The sequence below is a fragment of the Limnobacter sp. 130 genome, assembly GCF_902506325.1.
Classification (GTDB): domain Bacteria; phylum Pseudomonadota; class Gammaproteobacteria; order Burkholderiales; family Burkholderiaceae_B; genus Limnobacter.
In genome coordinates this window covers 591,039-607,323 of record NZ_LR732330.1, presented here as the reverse complement: position 1 = coordinate 607,323, position 16,285 = coordinate 591,039, and the positions used below count along the sequence as shown (strand labels likewise).

Annotated in this window: 14 protein-coding genes; 10 read left to right on the top strand and 4 right to left on the bottom strand. The window is 50.5% G+C overall.

Annotation, left to right across the window (positions count from 1 at the left end; genetic code table 11):
* Nucleotides 1-76: 76 nt before the first annotated feature.
* The 6 genes from FRIGORI9N_RS11895 (at nt 77) to FRIGORI9N_RS11870 (ending at nt 5,518) form a co-directional block, all read left to right on the top strand.
* Nucleotides 77-763 (top strand): competence protein CoiA, encoded by a 687-nt coding sequence (locus FRIGORI9N_RS11895; protein ID WP_159571251.1) that lies wholly within the window; start codon nt 77-79, stop codon nt 761-763.
* 94 nt (nt 764-857) lie between these two features.
* Nucleotides 858-1,322: a hypothetical protein gene (locus tag FRIGORI9N_RS11890; RefSeq protein WP_159571248.1), complete on the top strand. Its 465-nt coding sequence runs from the start codon at nt 858-860 to the stop codon at nt 1,320-1,322.
* A 78-nt stretch (nt 1,323-1,400) separates the two neighbouring features.
* The gene (locus tag FRIGORI9N_RS11885) at nt 1,401-2,435 is read left to right on the top strand and encodes a hypothetical protein (protein ID WP_159571245.1); all 1,035 of its coding nucleotides are present in this window, start codon (nt 1,401-1,403) and stop codon (nt 2,433-2,435) included.
* Nucleotides 2,436-2,494: 59 nt separating this feature from the next.
* Nucleotides 2,495-3,181: a hypothetical protein gene (locus tag FRIGORI9N_RS11880; RefSeq protein ID WP_159571243.1), complete on the top strand. Its 687-nt coding sequence runs from the start codon at nt 2,495-2,497 to the stop codon at nt 3,179-3,181.
* Between the two features lie 683 nt (nt 3,182-3,864).
* Nucleotides 3,865-4,863, top strand: coding sequence for a hypothetical protein (locus tag FRIGORI9N_RS11875; protein WP_159571860.1), 999 nt, complete (start codon nt 3,865-3,867; stop codon nt 4,861-4,863).
* 118 nt (nt 4,864-4,981) lie between these two features.
* Nucleotides 4,982-5,518, top strand: a complete 537-nt coding sequence (locus FRIGORI9N_RS11870; RefSeq protein WP_159571240.1) for a YkgJ family cysteine cluster protein — start codon at nt 4,982-4,984, stop codon at nt 5,516-5,518.
* Between the two features lie 204 nt (nt 5,519-5,722).
* Here the strand turns inward: FRIGORI9N_RS11870 and ettA are convergent, their stop codons facing one another.
* Nucleotides 5,723-7,384: an energy-dependent translational throttle protein EttA gene (ettA, locus tag FRIGORI9N_RS11865; RefSeq protein ID WP_159571237.1), complete on the bottom strand. Its 1,662-nt coding sequence runs from the start codon at nt 7,382-7,384 to the stop codon at nt 5,723-5,725.
* Between the two features lie 38 nt (nt 7,385-7,422).
* On the bottom strand, nt 7,423-8,565 hold the full coding sequence (locus FRIGORI9N_RS11860; protein WP_159571234.1) for an NAD(P)/FAD-dependent oxidoreductase: 1,143 nt from the start codon (nt 8,563-8,565) through the stop codon (nt 7,423-7,425).
* A 261-nt stretch (nt 8,566-8,826) separates the two neighbouring features.
* Between FRIGORI9N_RS11860 and bamE the strand changes: the two genes are divergently transcribed.
* Nucleotides 8,827-9,666: an outer membrane protein assembly factor BamE gene (bamE, locus tag FRIGORI9N_RS11855; RefSeq protein WP_159571231.1), complete on the top strand. Its 840-nt coding sequence runs from the start codon at nt 8,827-8,829 to the stop codon at nt 9,664-9,666.
* A gap of 74 nt (nt 9,667-9,740) precedes the next feature.
* On the opposite strand, the gene FRIGORI9N_RS11850 is transcribed toward bamE, so the two are convergent.
* Both FRIGORI9N_RS11850 and FRIGORI9N_RS11845 read right to left on the bottom strand, forming a co-directional pair.
* Nucleotides 9,741-10,796: a trans-acting enoyl reductase family protein gene (locus FRIGORI9N_RS11850; RefSeq protein WP_236550880.1), complete on the bottom strand. Its 1,056-nt coding sequence runs from the start codon at nt 10,794-10,796 to the stop codon at nt 9,741-9,743.
* Between the two features lie 53 nt (nt 10,797-10,849).
* Complete coding sequence (locus tag FRIGORI9N_RS11845) at nt 10,850-11,314, bottom strand: SRPBCC family protein (protein ID WP_159571228.1); 465 nt, start codon at nt 11,312-11,314, stop codon at nt 10,850-10,852.
* A 387-nt stretch (nt 11,315-11,701) separates the two neighbouring features.
* Between FRIGORI9N_RS11845 and FRIGORI9N_RS11840 the strand changes: the two genes are divergently transcribed.
* From FRIGORI9N_RS11840 to FRIGORI9N_RS11830, 3 genes are all read left to right on the top strand, one after another.
* Complete coding sequence (locus FRIGORI9N_RS11840; RefSeq protein ID WP_159571225.1) at nt 11,702-14,197, top strand: acyl-CoA dehydrogenase; 2,496 nt, start codon at nt 11,702-11,704, stop codon at nt 14,195-14,197.
* A 115-nt stretch (nt 14,198-14,312) separates the two neighbouring features.
* Nucleotides 14,313-16,112, top strand: a complete 1,800-nt coding sequence (locus tag FRIGORI9N_RS11835; protein WP_159571222.1) for an MFS transporter — start codon at nt 14,313-14,315, stop codon at nt 16,110-16,112.
* Nucleotides 16,112-16,279 carry a hypothetical protein gene (locus tag FRIGORI9N_RS11830; protein WP_159571219.1) on the top strand — a complete coding sequence of 56 codons (168 nt, stop codon included), beginning with the start codon at nt 16,112-16,114 and terminating at the stop codon, nt 16,277-16,279. Before FRIGORI9N_RS11835 ends, FRIGORI9N_RS11830 begins: the two co-directional genes overlap by 1 nt.
* Nucleotides 16,280-16,285: the final 6 nt, after the last annotated feature.

Below are 16,285 nucleotides of genomic sequence, written 5' to 3'. Positions count from 1 at the left end.
TGCGCCTCGCGGCGCAATGCCACTCCGTGCCGGTCAACTCCGACGTTATGTGTCTTCCCCAGCCTAGGGAGTTAGTTTGAAATACGCAATTGTTGATGGACATAAGGTGCTGGCACAGCCGAAGTTAAGAGGCACTTGTAATTATTGCGGCTCTGAAATGATTTCTAGGTGTGGTCGCCATAAAATCTGGCACTGGGCGCATAAAAGTAGAGCTGATTGTGACCCTTGGTGGGAATCAGAAGGCGAGTGGCATAGAAGTTGGAAAAATCACTTCCCAGAGGAATGGCAAGAAGTTATCCATGCTGACTCGTCTACAGGTGAGAAACACATTGCCGATATTAAAAACCCCTACGGCCTTGTAGTTGAGTTTCAAAATTCAAATATAAAACAAGCAGAGCGAGTATCTAGGGAAGTTTTCTATAAAGAAATGATTTGGGTTGTGAATGGAGTTCGTGATGACCTGACAGAGGCATACTTCCACATGGGGGTTAGCAGAGAGCCTTTACAAAAAGGCCCATTGGCATATCAAATCAATTGGCATGGTCGAGGAAAATTTCTAGAAAACTGGTCTGAATCACAGGTAAAGGTCTATCTGGACTTTGGCAGAGAGGTGTTGTGGCGCCTGGTATTCTTTGACAAAAAGAAGAAGGTTGGTGCTGTTGGCCCAATACCTAAAAAGGCGTTTATAGAAGACTGTCTGAACGGAACTGAATTTAGAGTTAGTTACTTGCCGGAAACAGATGAATCAACCAATGAAAAATAAACACATAACAAATGGTTCAAAGCGTTCGCTTCGCTCACTGGGACGGGCTAAAGCCCGCCCCTTAACCAAACGTTAGGCATCAAAGAAGACTCCTATGCCACTGCCGAACTACTTTGACTGGAATGCGCTGTCCGCGCTTGCTAACGCGGTAACCGCTGCTGGCGTTTTACTTGCGCTGTGGCAACTGTGGGTCACGAAATCAATCGCACAACTTCAGTTTGAAGATACCCTTGCGAAAGAGTATCGAGATCTGGCCGCCGGAATCCCGACAAAAGCTTTCTATGGAACTGAGCTCTCAGAAGCAGAGCACCGACAATCACGAGACGAGTTCTTCCGGTATATCGATCTGTCGAATGAGCAGGTCGCGCTCAGGAAGCGCAACAGAATAAGTAAAAAGGTCTGGGCTAGCTGGTGCATCGGTATTGAGTACAACCTGAATCTCCCGGCCTTCCGCAAGGCATGGAATGAAATCAAGGAGCGAACCAGTAGCTTCGAAGAGCTTCGTCAGCTCGAAAAGCTAAAATTCGCTTCCGATCCGAAGTGCTGGCGTGATGCCTAACCCTTCGTTCAACCGGACAAACGCCGGCATGCTTCGCATCCCGGCATTTGTCAGTCAACTCAAACGTTAGGCGTCGTAATGTCACTGTCCGATCTCCCAAATCCGAAAGCAGCCGCCGAGCTCATCGCTAAATATCGAAGGCGCTTCAGCTCAAAGGTCTGTATGGCGCCAAACCTAGATCATCATGGTCCGGTAGTCGCCGCCCACACGCTTTCGGTTGAGGCCATGCTTCGAAAGGTTGCCACTGACTCACACGTTTATGTCGTGGCACAAGCAAAGAGATTCGCAAAGGATACGTTTCCGATAGAAATTCATAGGAAGGGGCTTAGGGACGTAACGGTCTTCAACGGCTTCTGCCAGAAGCACGATCGAGACTTGTTTGCTTGTCTTGAGCTCGAGCCGTTCCGGTTTCAGCGACAGCAGTGTTTCATGCTTGCCTATCGCGCAGTTGCTCGCGAGTGCTACCTGAAGCGCAAGCAGTTTGAGTCGATTCCCACGCCTGATGAGGTTGCATCAGTTCACGGGGTGGAGCAAAAAATCCAGTTCTCCGGAGCCATGCTGATGTTCCAAGCAGCATCGTTGAAGGGCGCAGAAGATGTGGAGCGGTTGAAGTCCGCGTTCGATAAGCATTTGCTAGCTCAAAGCTGGGATCGTTTGGTAACACGCGCAATCCTGTTTCCAAGCACTCCGACAGTTCTTGCTGCAGCAGCATTTCAGCCGTTCATCGACATGGATGGCAACCAGCTTCAAGACTTCGAGGACCTCGAATCAGAAACTAGTCAAATCTGCATCTCTGTCATTCCAACCGAGACTGGGGGAGCAGCCATATTCAGCTGGCTTGACTCGGCAAATAGCGCCCCTCAGCGCTACTTCGATTCTGTTGTTCGCTCTCAGGACCTAACGGCGTCTGTCTTACATGTCATCTTTGACAATACGGAGAACTTCGCAATTAATCCAAGCTGGTATGAAGGAATGACGGAGAGCGAGAAAAGCTATGTCTTCTCTCGAGTTGTCCTGTTTGCGCAGAACACCACCTACGCTGATAGCCCTCGTCCCGATCAAACAGCTCCGAAGCTTGCAAGCTGGGGAGAAGGCGTTGTCGCAGCCTTCTAAGACGACGCCTAATCCTTCCATCGAGAGGACCAGTCCCGGCAAGCTGGGCCTAGCCTCTCATGTCAAACGTTAAATCGATGCCTAAAATTATCGTAGCCCTATTCGTCGCGAGCGTGCTGGTGATCTCTGGCCTCCTCGTGGTTGATGCCTCTATTGCACAGTACGTCGCTGTTTTGATTTCCCTGTTAGCGCTTGTAGTGTCTATTGTTTCAGCCTTTAAGGAAGACATCTTCCCGTTCCAGCCCGTAGTGCTTTTGGATGAAATAATCCTAGCTCCAACTAGTGGTCCTTCACACGACAGTCTTGCTCTCGTGTTGCCGATTACCTTCATGAACAAAGGTAATGGTGCAGGAGTAGTTCACATGCTTGCACTTCGCGTGGAATGCGACGGAGTAGTCAAGATGTATACGCCGTTGGCACAGGTGGATTTTCAGAAATATTTGTCAGGTATTCGTAAACTCCACGGCGAAAACATTGTTGGTTCGTTCAATGCCTTTTCCTTAGATGGAAAAGAAACCCAAAAGAAGCACCTCCTATTCTCTCAAGAGGAAAGGGCGGAAAAGTATCCTTTCTCGACATGGAAAGAGGGGAATTACACATTCAGGCTATTTTTAAACCATTCAAACGGTGGCCGCGCTACTGAGGTAGCAACACTAGGTCCTATGCAAATCACTGGAGAGATGCTCTTAAACTATGCGAACGGTACCGGATTGTCGCTGTGTCCAAGTCGTGGAATATCGGTCTAACAAGGTGTTGCAGTGGGACGTTTGACCCGTCGGCCATTTTGTCGCCCCAAACTGTCTGAAACCTCAAACTCCCCTGAATACCGGCGTTAAGCCTCACTAAACTTTATGAAATCACTTGTATGACTCAAACTCAATATCGGATCATCCTGCTACTTTCTTTGTTGCTCGGCGCGCTCGGAGGCTTCCTGGATTTGGCCGTACCTTCGCTGGTACCTGACGCTCTGCGCGTAGCCCAAGAGGAATACGATGCCGGATTGCCCACGCCTCGTCTGGTGATTGGGTTAGTTTTTGGTTTGCCCGGTGCAGGCTTGGCGCTAGTTTCGACGTATGGACTTTATCGCTTTCGACGCTGGGCGCCTCGACTTGCAGTTGTTGGAACGGCACTCACACTAATCGGGTGGTTTGGATTAGGCTTTAGCGGGCAGTCGGGGTTTGCCGCTGCGTTCTCATATCTTGCCTCTTATTTGTGGGGTGGGTGTGTCATGCTTTGTTACGCAGCGCCGTACCGATCGTGGTTTATTGACAACGTTGGTGTCATGGCAAGCCGTGAGGCTTAGCATGTCACTCGACACGGAAACGCAACTGAAGGAAGTCGCTTCGCGTATGTGCTGCGTTCCGGCCAGTTAAAACGTTGGGCTTCATATGAAAACAGCGCAAGTTCAACCAAAACAATCGGTGACCAAATGATGCTGCCACTCAAAGACCGCGCCAAACTTAACCAGACCATTTCTCGCATCCAAGGCGGGCAGTTCGATGCAAATGACATCGATGGTCTACTTATGAAGCTACGGCCATATGCATGCACAAGAACCGTCTTTCTTGAGGTTGCGCATTTTGTAGCTCATCCAGATGCACGTGATAGAGGTGTTGCACAGCAATCTCTGACAGCGATGGCTGATTCAATGCGATTTTTCGTTGAATATGTTTCGGGGAAAAAGTCCTTAATTTTGGATGCGCCGTTCCCATCATATGTCTATCGCTTATTCCTTTCTCAGACTCGTCTTTCGGATGAGCGTCGGCTAAAAGCCGAATTTAAAGTGAGTCATTCTTCACTTATCAAAAAGATTGAATCAAATTTCACAGTCGATAGGAAAACCGATACTTGTTCGTTGCGAACAGGCAAGGGTGGTTCAGAGCTTATCGCAGCCCTGCAATATGTTACTGGATTCATTCATTCACGGCCTGCCTTTCATGTTCGAGACTTTCACCAACAAATGAAGGAGGTTATGCATGCTCAAGGGGTCAACTTTGATGAGCAAGCGTGGGATGCTCAGACTGATCGAATTTCGCTTGCCATTTTGTGTTTAATGTCCAACACAACGTTTGCGCTAAATGATGGCAGTCGTGCAAGTTGCAAACTGGAAACTGAAAATCACTTCCGAATTCTTAGTGGGCAAAGACGGCTTCCGACTGGCAGTATAACCTCGGAGCCGAGTAGCTTCGGATCGCTGATAATTTTGGGAGTAGTGACAATCAAGGGCAGCAAAGGCCCCTTGCCGGTTTCGTTTCCTTTGATTGACACTAACCTTAATCCGTATGACCACTGCGACCCATCCTTGTTTCTGAAAGACCATACACCAAACGAACTGGGCGAATATGAAATTGAGATCATCAATTTGGCTACCGATATGTCACTTTCGCAAGATTACAAATTGGTGCGGACTGACTCGTTAGTTCAATGATGAAAGCCCAACCCATCCGTCGAGCGGACTGCCAAATGGCGGCTCGGTTGGTTTGTTATTCAAGCGTGGGCGCGGGCCATTTGTCAGCCGCTCACTTAAAACATTAGGCCCTAGAGCCATGAACAAAAATGAGCAATTAGTTCCAGGCCGGGAATGCGGCTCTTGCAACGCGTGTTGCGTTGCGCTACGAATAGACGAACCAATGCTGAAGAAGCATGCTGATCAACCGTGTGAGCATCTGTCACCTGATAAGGGATGTAGCATATATGACTCGCGACCCAATACTTGCAGATCTTGGTACTGCGGCTGGAGACAAATAGAGCACTTAACAGATGAATGGCGTCCCGACCGCTCCAAAGTTATTATTCGCGGAAATTTGACAACCGGCGGCTTTATCATCCAACCGCTTGGAAACCCAAGTGAAATACTTATAAAAATAAATATTCTTGAATTTATTGGTGGATGCATCGCCGCCGCAATTCCAATCGCCATAACCATCCCAACACGACCAGGATTCTGTGGCGTTCAACTTAAGTTGAACCAAGAATTTTTTGAAGCCACACAGGCTAGAGACGTCACAAAAATCAGGGCCGAAATGATAAAAGCCATTGAATTTGGCGAAAAATTCATCACTGAACCTATTCATCCCCTGTGATGCGAGAGGCAAATCATGAGAGTTTCACAAATTGACCTAACTGTTTGCTCAAGCGGATATCAACCTGCTCCGCAGGTCGCCGCCGCTTAACTTTAGCGTTAGGGTTTCCCCCAGTATTTAGCACGGACAACCCCCCAACCCCCAATAAAAAAACCGAACCCGGTTCACCCAAGGTTCGGTTTTTTTTACATCTATCCAAAAAAATCACTTCAAAGGCTTGTAACGCACTCGCTTCGGGCGCGCACCTTCTTCACCCAGTCGCTTGATTTTGTCGGCTTCGTATTCCTGGAAGTTGCCATCGAAGAACACCCACTGCGAATCGCCTTCACACGACAAAATGTGCGTGGCAATGCGGTCCAAGAACCAGCGGTCGTGCGATGTAACCAGCACAGTGCCCGCAAATTCCAGCAGCGCGTCTTCCAGCGAACGCAGTGTTTCCACGTCCAGGTCGTTCGAGGGTTCGTCCAGCAGCAACACGTTACCGCCGGAAATCAGGGTTTTGGCCAAATGCAGGCGGCCACGTTCACCGCCCGACAAATTGCCGATCAACTTTTGCTGGTCGCCACCCTTGAAGTTGAAGCGGCCCAGGTAGGCACGTGAGGGCATTTCAAACTTGCCTACAGTCAAAATGTCGGCACCGTCGGCCACGCCATCAAACACGGTTTTGTCGTTGGGCAGTGAATCGCGGGCCTGGTCCACAACAGCCATGCGCACTGTAGATCCAATCTTGATGTTGCCGCTGGTGGGTTCTTCCTTGCCTGCAATCATTTTGAACAGGGTTGATTTACCCGCACCGTTGGGGCCAATAACACCCACAATTGCGCCGGGTGGTACTTTAAAGCTGAGGTTGTCGATCAGTAAGCGATCGCCAAAGGCTTTGCTCACATTCTCAAACTCAAATACTTCGTTGCCCAAACGCTCCGCCACGGGAATGAAAATTTCCTGTGTTTCATTGCGCTTTTGGTATTCATGGCTCGACAATTCTTCAAAGCGTGCAATACGCGCTTTGGACTTGGCCTGGCGACCCTTTGGGTTTTGGCGAACCCATTCCAGTTCTTTCTTCAGCGCTTTTTGGCGCGCGCTTTCGCTGCTTTCTTCCTGCTTCAGGCGATCCTGTTTCTGGTCCAGCCAAGAACTGTAGTTACCCTTCCATGGAATGCCAGATCCACGGTCCAGTTCCAGAATCCATTCGGCAGCGTTGTCCAAAAAGTAGCGGTCGTGGGTAACAGCGACCACGGTGCCCGGGAATTTGTGAAGGAACTGTTCCAGCCAATGCACCGATTCCGCATCCAGGTGGTTGGTGGGTTCGTCGAGCAGCAGCATGTCGGGTTTGCTCATCAGCAGGCGGCACAGGGCCACGCGGCGCTTTTCACCGCCCGACAAGTTGGCTACGTTGGCTTCCCAAGGTGGCAGGCGCAATGAATCGGCTGCAATTTCCATCAGGTGCTCTGCATCGTTGCCTGCGGCTGAAATAACCGCTTCCCACTTGGCCTGCTCTTCAGCCAGTTTGTCAAAGTCAGCGTCAGGGTCTGCATAAGCCGCGTAAATTTCTTCCAGCTTTTGCTGGGCCATGCCCAGTTCACCCAGGCCTTCTTCAACTGCTTGGCGCACGGTGTGCTCGGGGTTCAGTTCCGGTTCTTGGCTCAAGTACCCAATGTTCAAATTGGGCATGGGCACTGCTTCGCCTTCAATGTCTTTGTCCACACCCGCCATAATTTTAAGCAGGGTGGATTTGCCAGAGCCGTTCAAGCCCAGCACACCAATTTTTGCGCCGGGGAAAAAGCTCAGCGAAATGTTTTTCAAGATCTGGCGCTTGGGGGGAACAATTTTCCCCACGCGGTTCATGCTGTAGACGTACTGGGCCATTCGGTTTCCAATTCAATAGGTTTAACGTTGCCGCAATTTTAAATCATCGCAGGCAGTTGGGGGGTTAAAGCTTGGCGTTCTTTGCTGGCCTCACCCAGCAAGGCCATGCCCAGCAGTGCGCCATCCTTGCCCTTGAACAAGGCTTTCACGCCATTCTCATCGGCTGTTATTTCCCATTCACCTTCGTGTTCCGGCAGGGGTGGGTTTACCACAGCGGGGCAGTCGGGCGTTTTAATGCTCACCGGCATGGCGGGGAATTTGATGTCGGTCGGCTTGCCAGCCAATGTTTGTGCCATGGCGCGTGCCGCTTGCATCACCGGCATAATGTAGGGCAACACAAACTTGCCCAGGTATTCGGCGCAATCGCCAAGCGCGTAAATGTTCTCGTTGCTGGTTTGGCCAATGCTGTTCACCACCACGCCACGCGCTACATTCAATCCTGTTTTGGCAGCCAAATCGATACGTGGCTTCAATCCCACTGCAGACAGCACCAAATCGGCCTGTGTGGTTTCACCGGTGGAATCGGTCAATGTGTAGCTTGCGCCAGTTTTTGCAATATTGCTGACCGTGCGGCCCAGCTTCCAGCTCACGCCTTTTTCGGCCAGCTTGTTTTGCATGAATGTGCTGGCTTGCTCGGGCAGCAGTCGTGCCAAGGGGCGATCGGCCAGATCAAACACGGTGGTGTGAATGTTGGCCTTCAGCAAATCATTGGCAAATTCACAACCAATCAAACCGGCACCCAATACGGCTACTTCTTGTTTGCCGTCCAGCAGTTTTCTGAATTCAGCGTAATCATTCAGATCGTTCACGCTGATAACGTCGGCGGCACCATCGCCTTCAATGGGCAGTTTGATGGTGTCGGCGCCCAAGGCCAACACCAGGTTGTCATAGCTGAATTCGCCCGCACTGCTGCTTAACTTGCGCGCAGCGGCATCCACTGAGTTCACCGTGGTGTTGGCCACCAGTTCAACTTTTTGTTGCTCAGCAAATTTTGCAGCGGGCGTCATCACCAGGGTTTCTGCCGTTTTTCCGCTGGCCAATGCATTGCTCAACATGGGTTTGGAATAAAAGTCGCCGCTGTCGGCTGTGATCAGGCGAATTTCTGCTTCCGGGTCGGCTTTGCGAAGTTCTCGAACCAAAGTCCAGGCGGCCACGCCGCTGCCAATGATGGTGGTGTTCATAGTTTTAATCCTGTGTGTTGCACGTGAATTGCAATAGTCAATATCTATAATTGATTTTTATTGATCATGAATTGCTATCGTAAACATTGGGTACTGGCATTGTAAGCGCAATCCAAATGTATACGGGTGTTTACCAAACAGAGTGGCATTGGTTAAGATGCGCGTAGACATTCGATTTTCAAGCCTGCATCTAGGGTAGGCTTGCTGCATTCCTTTATTATCAAACGACTTTCACACAATACACATCAAAGGGAGACAACTTTGAGTACATTTGATCGCATCGGCACTTCTCGTTTTATCAAAACTGCGGCCTTGGCGCTTTCCGTCACTGTTCTGGCCGCTTGCGGATCAATTACAGGCGTCAAAGACATCCCCGAATATCTTGATTCTGACTTTGAACATGTCGGCCCACGTGAATTCATTACCAACATTGATTTGGCCCGAATCAAGCTTGGCATGTCGCCGCTTCAAGTGCAAAACCGATTGGGCATGCCCATGCTAAGTGAAAAGGATCAAGATGATCGCTGGGACTACATCTTGAAAAAAGGGCAGGGCGCCAATGAAGAGTTCGTGCCTTACGCAGTTTATTTTAAAGACCAGAAAGTGGTTCGTCTTGCGCCATTGACACCTCCGCCTCCCCCAGTGGCTGAGGCTTCAGCCGAAGCACCGGTAGTTGATGCTTCTGCAGTTGTTGCACCTGAAGCCAGCGCTGGCGAAGTGATGGCACCCGAGCCCAGCCTGGCAGTTGGTGCCGATGTGGGTGACGCTGCAACCATCAACGACATGTTAAGCAATTGGGCAGCCGCATGGTCTTCCAAAGACGTTCAAGGTTATTTGGGTTTCTACGCGGACACCTTTGAGCATGGTAAAAAGTCTCGCAGTGCCTGGGAAAGTCAGCGCCGCGCGCGTTTGTCTGACAAGGAATCAATTTCGGTAACTGTGTCCGATGTTCAAATTGATGTGCAGTCCGAAGCCTTGGCCACGGTCAAGTTTAAGCAGGACTATTCATCCAACCGTTACAAGGACTCGGGTATTAAAGTGCTTACCCTGTCCAAAGCCAGTGGTGCCTGGAAAATTCAACGCGAAGAATTTCAGAAGTAATTTTCAGGCTTAAGAAAAACCCCTTGCTGCATCAAAACAGCAAGGGGTTTTTTTATTGAATCTGCGCGAAAAACTTACTGCTCGAAGATCTGGATTTTCCCGCACCCGTCGAGGCGCTCTACCAAATCACTGCCCATCAGCTTCGACGGCGTGTAGGCACCACCAGCTACATTTTTTTCCATCAAAATGAAGCTGGCTACCGCCAATGATCCCATCACCGTTAGCGAATAACCGTTGGCGGTTTTAACGCGCGCGACCACCTTCTTGCCCTCGGCATTGGTGGCTTCACCCCAAACGTACGCAGGCATTTTTGCACGTTGTTCCTCATTCGGGCCTTCAACCTTTGCAGCCTGTTTTTTCAGAATTCCCTGTACAAGCGACATGCCAAGAATTGGGCGTGCCAGGTTAGCAGCGCGCATCATGCGTACTGATTTTGGCGAGGAGGGAATGTACACCTCGATGTTACGAATGCCGGTGCTATGAAATGCGGTAGACACATCGCCCCAAGGAATCGTGACGGCAAACTTGGTGCCATTGCCAAAATTGATTTCTCGGGTGCTGTAGCCCAGACCCACGGCCTTGATTTCACCGCCTTCACGCACACGGCCACCCAGTTTCATGGCCTCCACGGTGGTTTTGGCGGTACCTGCTGACAAACCACTTCTGGAATCAAAACCCAAGGCCAAATGTGTGGCATCGGGCAGTGTTTCATGCAGGCGTGCAGCAACGCAATCTGTTGGAATCACATCAAAACCCACGCCGGGGCACAACACAATTTTCTGTTTGCGCGCCTTGCCGCTTAGCGACTGGGCCAGTTCGAACACTGAAATTTCACCGGTAATGTCAAGGTAGTGTGTTTTGGTCTGAAGGCAGGCCATCATCATTGGCTCGGCGGTTTCTGAAAACGGACCCGCGCAGTGCAGCACTAGGTCGACTTCATTCAGGCCTTCCAGAATTTCAGTCTCGTCGCTCAGCGAGAAAACCCGGCTGGGCAAACTCAATTGATTGGCCAGGGCTGTAACCGCCGCTTCATTGCGGCCTGCCAAAATGGGGCGCATGCCGCGTTTGGCGGCTTCACGTGCAATCATTTCACCGGTGTAACCATTGGCACCGTAAATCATCCAGGGCATTGCGTCTCCTAAAGCGCTTTGGAGCCCTCAGTGGGGCTCCCTTGTTGTTGTGTTCAAGATTCCAGTTTGGCTTTTACGCGATCAAGGAAGGTACCCACCTGCGCGTCAAATTCCGATTTCACAATACCTTCTGCAATTCCTTTCATCAGGCGAGGCACTGGCATTTCGAACTCACCGGTCGAGCGGAACGAAATTGTACATGCCTTGGGGCTGTCTTCTTTAATGACCCAGCCGCCCGATACGGTGGCATTGCCTTCGCCTGGAACAGGGTTCCAGTCAATTTTGGATGCGCCATCGTTGGTGTACTTCACAGCATACTTAACCTGGTGGGAAATACCTGCTGCGCCAATCTTCGCCATTTCCCAGCGCCACACGGCATCGCCAAGATCCACAATTTTGTCCAGTTTGGGAAACAGGGAAACGGTGTCCGCAACATCCGCCAACTGGTCAAACGCTTTTTTGGCACTGCAAGCCACTTTGAACGATTTTTCGATTTTTACATTCACGTTAACTGCCATATTTCCCTCGCTTTTTATTGTGGATGTTGTACTGCATGGGTTGAAGTGTATCGGTTAATTGGCGCGCTTGTTAGCCCGATGAGGTAACTGCGTGGCGCTTCATTGGGGGCTTGTGAAATCTGGTGAATTACCGGGTTCAACTAAAAACAACTGTGTTGCGCTGCACCGTTTTTCTGGTCTTCTGGAACTGTTGCCTATGCTTGCTCTTGTTTGTTTTTTAAAAAACTTATGTTGCATTGCAATGTAAATCATTGATTTTTTTCGAACTAAGTCTCTAGAAAAGTCGCTGTTTTTTTGGTGCAATGAGGTTGACAGTTGTTCACTGAAAGCGCATGTTACGCCTAAGTAACTTAGAAGTAACTTTGATGACATTCAAGGGGTATAACCATGTCAAATTCACTTTTCGCCGTTTTTTCAGCCATTGTGCTGATCGGCCTCATCTACAGCGGTGCAAACCTGCTGACCTTCACCGCCGCCATTGGCGCGTCTGCGCTGGGCTTCTATGCCCTGGGCGGATTGGGTGAACTTGGTCTGATCGTGTTCGCTGCAATTTACCTTCCCATCGCAGTGGTGCTGAACGTATCTAGCTTGCGCCGTGGTGTTTTGACTGCGCCTATTTTCAAGGCTTTCAGCAAGGCGCTGCCTGCCATGAGCCCAACCGAAAAAGATGCGCTCGAAGCGGGTGACACCTGGTGGGAAGCCGAAATGTTTGGTGGCAAGCCAGATTGGTCCAAGCTGATGAACGTCAAGTACACCGAGCTGACCGCCGATGAAAAGTCTTACCTGGACAACGAGACAGAAGAGCTGTGCAAAATGCTCGACGACTGGAAGATCACTTTCGAGTTGAAAGACCTGCCTCAAGAAGTCTGGGATTTCATGGGCAAGAATAAATTCTTTGCCATGTTGATTGCCAAAGAACACGGTGGTTTGGGATTCTCCCCCTACGCGCAAAGCTGCGTAGTGGCGAAAATTGCCACCCGCTCATTGACCGCATCGGTCACCGTGATGGTTCCCAACTCCTTGGGCCCAGGCGAGTTGATCATGCACTACGGTACGCAAGAGCAAAAAGACTACTGGTTGCCACGTTTGGTGGATGGCCGTGAAATTCCCTGTTTTGGTTTGACTGGCCCTGAAGTAGGCTCCGACGCATCTGCAATTCCCGATACAGGCGTTGTTGTCAAGCGCGTGGTCGACGGCAAAGAAGAGCTGGGTATCGTGCTGAACTTCAGCAAGCGCTACATCACCCTGGCACCAGTGGCCACGGTGGTTGGTTTGGCATTCAAGCTGAAAGATCCGCAAGGCCTGCTGGGCGACAAATCCAAAGTCGATTACGGCATTACCTGCGCCTTGTTGCCAGCTGACACGCCGAATGTACAAATTGGTCGTCGTCATTTCCCCGGTGCTGTTTTCATGAACGGCCCCATCATCGGTAACGACGTCTACATTCCATTGAACGCCATCATTGGTGGCCGTGAAATGGCCGGCAAAGGCTGGAGAATGCTGGTTGAGTGTTTGTCAGCAGGCCGTGGCATTTCCTTGCCCGCCTTGTCGGCAGCCTCTGGTTGGGGCATGTACCTGGCCACTGGTGCGTATGCACGCATTCGTCGCCAGTTCAAAATGCCAATTGGCCGTTTTGAAGGTGTTCAGGAAGCAACCGGTAAAATCGGCGGCCTGACCTACAAGCTGGAAGCCTCTCGCGTGTTGACCGCAACAGCCTGTGCAGAATGTGCACCTTCTGTGGTTACCGCCATGATGAAATACCACATGACTGAAATGATGCGCGAGATCATCCTGCGCTCCATGGACGTGCACGGTGGCCGCACTGTTATTCTTGGCCCACGCAACTACCTGGGTCAGGCTTATCAGGCCATGCCAGTGGCTATCACAGTTGAAGGCGCGAACATCATGACGCGTAACCTCATCGTGTTTGGTCAGGGCGCAATTCGCTGTCATCCTTGGGTATTGAAGGAAATGCAGGCAGCCCAGAACCCCAACAAAGAAGAAGGTCTGCGTGATTTCGACACAGCATTCTTCGGTCACTTGGGCCACATTTTCAATCGCGCCATGCGTGCCCTGGTACTTGGTTTGACTGGCAACCGTTTGGCAAAAAGCCCGGTCAGTGGCCCCATGGCTGATTACGCCAAAGCCATTGAGCGTCGTTCCGCTGCACTGGCATTCACAGCCGACGTGGCCATGGGTGTATTGGGTGGCGAACTGAAGCGTCGCGAGCGCTTGTCGGCCCGTTTGGGCGACGTGCTAAGCCACCTTTACATGGCCACAGCCGTGCTGAAGTATTTTGAAACCAACGGTCGCTTGGCTGACGAGTTGCCGCACGCACAGTGGGCGATTGAAGACTCCTTGTTCGAAATCGACAAAGCGTTCACCGAGTTCAACCGCAACTTCCCCAACAAGGCCATTGGCAAGCTGCTGAGCTTTGTGGCCTACCCCTTGGGTATGGGCAAATCCAAAGGCCCAAGTGACAAAACCAATGCTGAAGTTGCCGAGTTGCTGATGACACGCAATGCATTTGCAGAACGTCTGCTCGACAAAGTATTCGTCGGCGAAGGTTTGTCAGACCCAACCGGTCGCATTCTGGAAGCTGCTGACAAGCTGTTGTCCATTGAGCCTGGTTACAGCAACTTCCTGAAAGCTGTGTCTTCGGGCAAAGTGATCGGTGAAGGTCTGGAAGATCAACTGAAAGACGCTGTGGCCAAGAACCTGATTAGTCCTGATTTGGCCCAAGGCATTCGTGAATACGAGCCAATTCGTTTCGACGCGATCTTGACCGATGACTTCAGCAAAGACTATTTGCGCACCAATGGTCAAATTCCTGACGAAATCGTTGAAGCCAAGCCAGTGACTGAGTACAAAGCAGCTGCTTGATTTTAAAGGCAAGTTTTTCGCAACATTTCTGTTGTAGTAAAAACGCCAAAGAAAGCCCCTCGCGTGAGGGGCTTTTTTATTTCTCGCACGGAATATTTTGCGCTATGCTCAATGCATGGCAATTCAATTGATTCGTGACAAACGATTTGGTGCTTTCTTCTGGACGCAGTTTCTCGGTGCGTTCAACGACAATCTTTTGAAGTTTGCCGTCACGCTCGCCGTCACTTACAACGATGCACTTCGCGGCAGTTTTTCACCTGGTTTGTTGATCAACCTGATCGCTGCCTTGTTCATCCTTCCATTCGTATTATTCTCGGCCACCAGTGGGCAGCTTGCCGACAAATTCGACAAAACCAAAGTCATGCGTTTGGCCAAGTGGCTAGAACCCCCCATTGTTTTGATCACCGCAGCTGGTTTTCTTCTGAACTCGGTTGAACTGCTCATACTCGGTGTGTTTCTACTGGGCACACAGTCTGCGTTTTTTGGCCCCGCAAAATACGCTTATTTGCCAGAACAACTCAAGTCCAGCGAACTGGTCATGGCCAATGCCTTGGTAGAGTCCGCCACCTTCATGGCTATTTTGCTCGGCACCATTGCAGCGGGCAGCTTGATGAGTCAAGACGCAGGCAATCTTGCCGTTTACATCGTCTGTGGATTTGGTTTTGTGGTGGCTTTGATGGGGGTTTATCAAGCCCGGCAAATGCCACTAACGCCTTCGCACTCACCCGACTTGAAAGTGAACTGGAACCTGTTCACTGAGACCTGGCGCAACGTACGTTTCGCCACCAATTTGCCCAAGGTGTGGCCAGCCTTGTTGGGCATTTCATGGCTTTGGTTTGTGGGTGCTACTTATTTGACCCAGTTTCCGCTGTTGTCGAAAACCCTGCTCAACGCAAGTCCGGGTGTGGCCACAGTGTTGCTGTTTGCATTCACGGTGGGCCTGGGTATTGGCGCATTCCTCTGCGAGAAGTGGTCGCGCAAACGCATTGAAATGGGTTTGGTGTTGTGGGGGCTGGTCGTGATGATTGTTGCTGGCGGCCTGTTGCACTGGGTATTGGTGGCTTATCAAACCAATCCCGATCAGCAAACCGTGGTGGCTTTCTTTGGTCAATTGCACAATTTGTCTGTGCTGGGCCTTTTTGTGCTGATCAGCATTGGCGTGGGTTTATACAGCGTGCCCTTGTACGCCACCATGCAGGCCTTTGCACCCAAGGAAAGCCGCTCGCGCGTGGTGTCGGCCAATAACATTATCAATTCCTTCTTTATGGTGGTGTCTGCAGGGTTTGCAATTGCAATTTTGTTGGCAATGAAAGGTGAGGTGCTTTGGGTATTCACCGCGGTCACTGCAATCAATGTGGTCGTTTTGGGTTTGTGGTTGTTCAAGCAGCCCTATGTGGTGCTGCGTGCCCAGTTGCTTTTGAAAGTGCCGGGTCGGCAGTTGCCACGCATTGAAAATATGGACCATGTGGGCGATTCAGGTGGCAGCCTGATCGTGTTTCCAACCTTGCTTCACGAAAACTATTTGCAGCGCATGGCCGGCTTGCCCATAGAAATGACTGTGGTGCTCTCCGGGCGCCTGAAGCCTTCCCGATTTGTGAACCGATTGCGCAAACATGGCTTCGTACTTGAATTCAGCAAGTTGTCTGAAATTGATACCCAGAAGGAATTAATCAAGGCGATTGCGTCACATATACAACAAGGCAAGTCAATTGCCATCGACAAACCCATGTTTGAGTTGCTGCGCAAGCAGTATCGCCTTGATGACATGCCCGGCGTGTTGGCCAAAAAGGGTGTGGTCATGAATGTGCTCGAGTTTCTGGAAGAGCAGGGGCAACAAAAATTTGAAAAAAGTGCAATTTCTCAAACGGTCTGGCGTCTAAATAAAAGGGAAGCTCTAACCGCTTCAGGGGTTTAATGCCCCAATCGATGGGAGATAGTGGGAACGGCATGGTTAACCTGAAAGTGTTGCAAGCACCAAAACAGCACAAAAATGTAAATAAAAAAGCTGGCTTGTTTTTTGCAACTTTTTCGGAAGATGAGATTGATTGCTTTGGGCGCGAAATAGGTTCACGGCCGAAGTAAAAGGCA

Bases quoted from the DNA above. Each gene is read 5' to 3' on its own strand.
- FRIGORI9N_RS11860 (WP_159571234.1), bottom strand. From the start codon at position 8,565: ATGAACACCACCATCATTGGCAGCGGCGTGGCCGCCTGGACTTTGGTT.
- FRIGORI9N_RS11830 (WP_159571219.1), top strand. From the start codon at position 16,112: ATGCCCCAATCGATGGGAGATAGTGGGAACGGCATGGTTAACCTGAAA.
- FRIGORI9N_RS11845 (WP_159571228.1), bottom strand. From the start codon at position 11,314: ATGGCAGTTAACGTGAATGTAAAAATCGAAAAATCGTTCAAAGTGGCT.
- ettA (WP_159571237.1), bottom strand. From the start codon at position 7,384: ATGGCCCAGTACGTCTACAGCATGAACCGCGTGGGGAAAATTGTTCCC.
- FRIGORI9N_RS11870 (WP_159571240.1), top strand. From the start codon at position 4,982: ATGAACAAAAATGAGCAATTAGTTCCAGGCCGGGAATGCGGCTCTTGC.
- FRIGORI9N_RS11875 (WP_159571860.1), top strand. From the start codon at position 3,865: ATGATGCTGCCACTCAAAGACCGCGCCAAACTTAACCAGACCATTTCT.
- FRIGORI9N_RS11890 (WP_159571248.1), top strand. From the start codon at position 858: ATGCCACTGCCGAACTACTTTGACTGGAATGCGCTGTCCGCGCTTGCT.
- FRIGORI9N_RS11835 (WP_159571222.1), top strand. From the start codon at position 14,313: ATGGCAATTCAATTGATTCGTGACAAACGATTTGGTGCTTTCTTCTGG.
- FRIGORI9N_RS11885 (WP_159571245.1), top strand. From the start codon at position 1,401: ATGTCACTGTCCGATCTCCCAAATCCGAAAGCAGCCGCCGAGCTCATC.
- FRIGORI9N_RS11850 (WP_236550880.1), bottom strand. From the start codon at position 10,796: ATGCCCTGGATGATTTACGGTGCCAATGGTTACACCGGTGAAATGATT.
- FRIGORI9N_RS11840 (WP_159571225.1), top strand. From the start codon at position 11,702: ATGTCAAATTCACTTTTCGCCGTTTTTTCAGCCATTGTGCTGATCGGC.
- FRIGORI9N_RS11880 (WP_159571243.1), top strand. From the start codon at position 2,495: ATGTCAAACGTTAAATCGATGCCTAAAATTATCGTAGCCCTATTCGTC.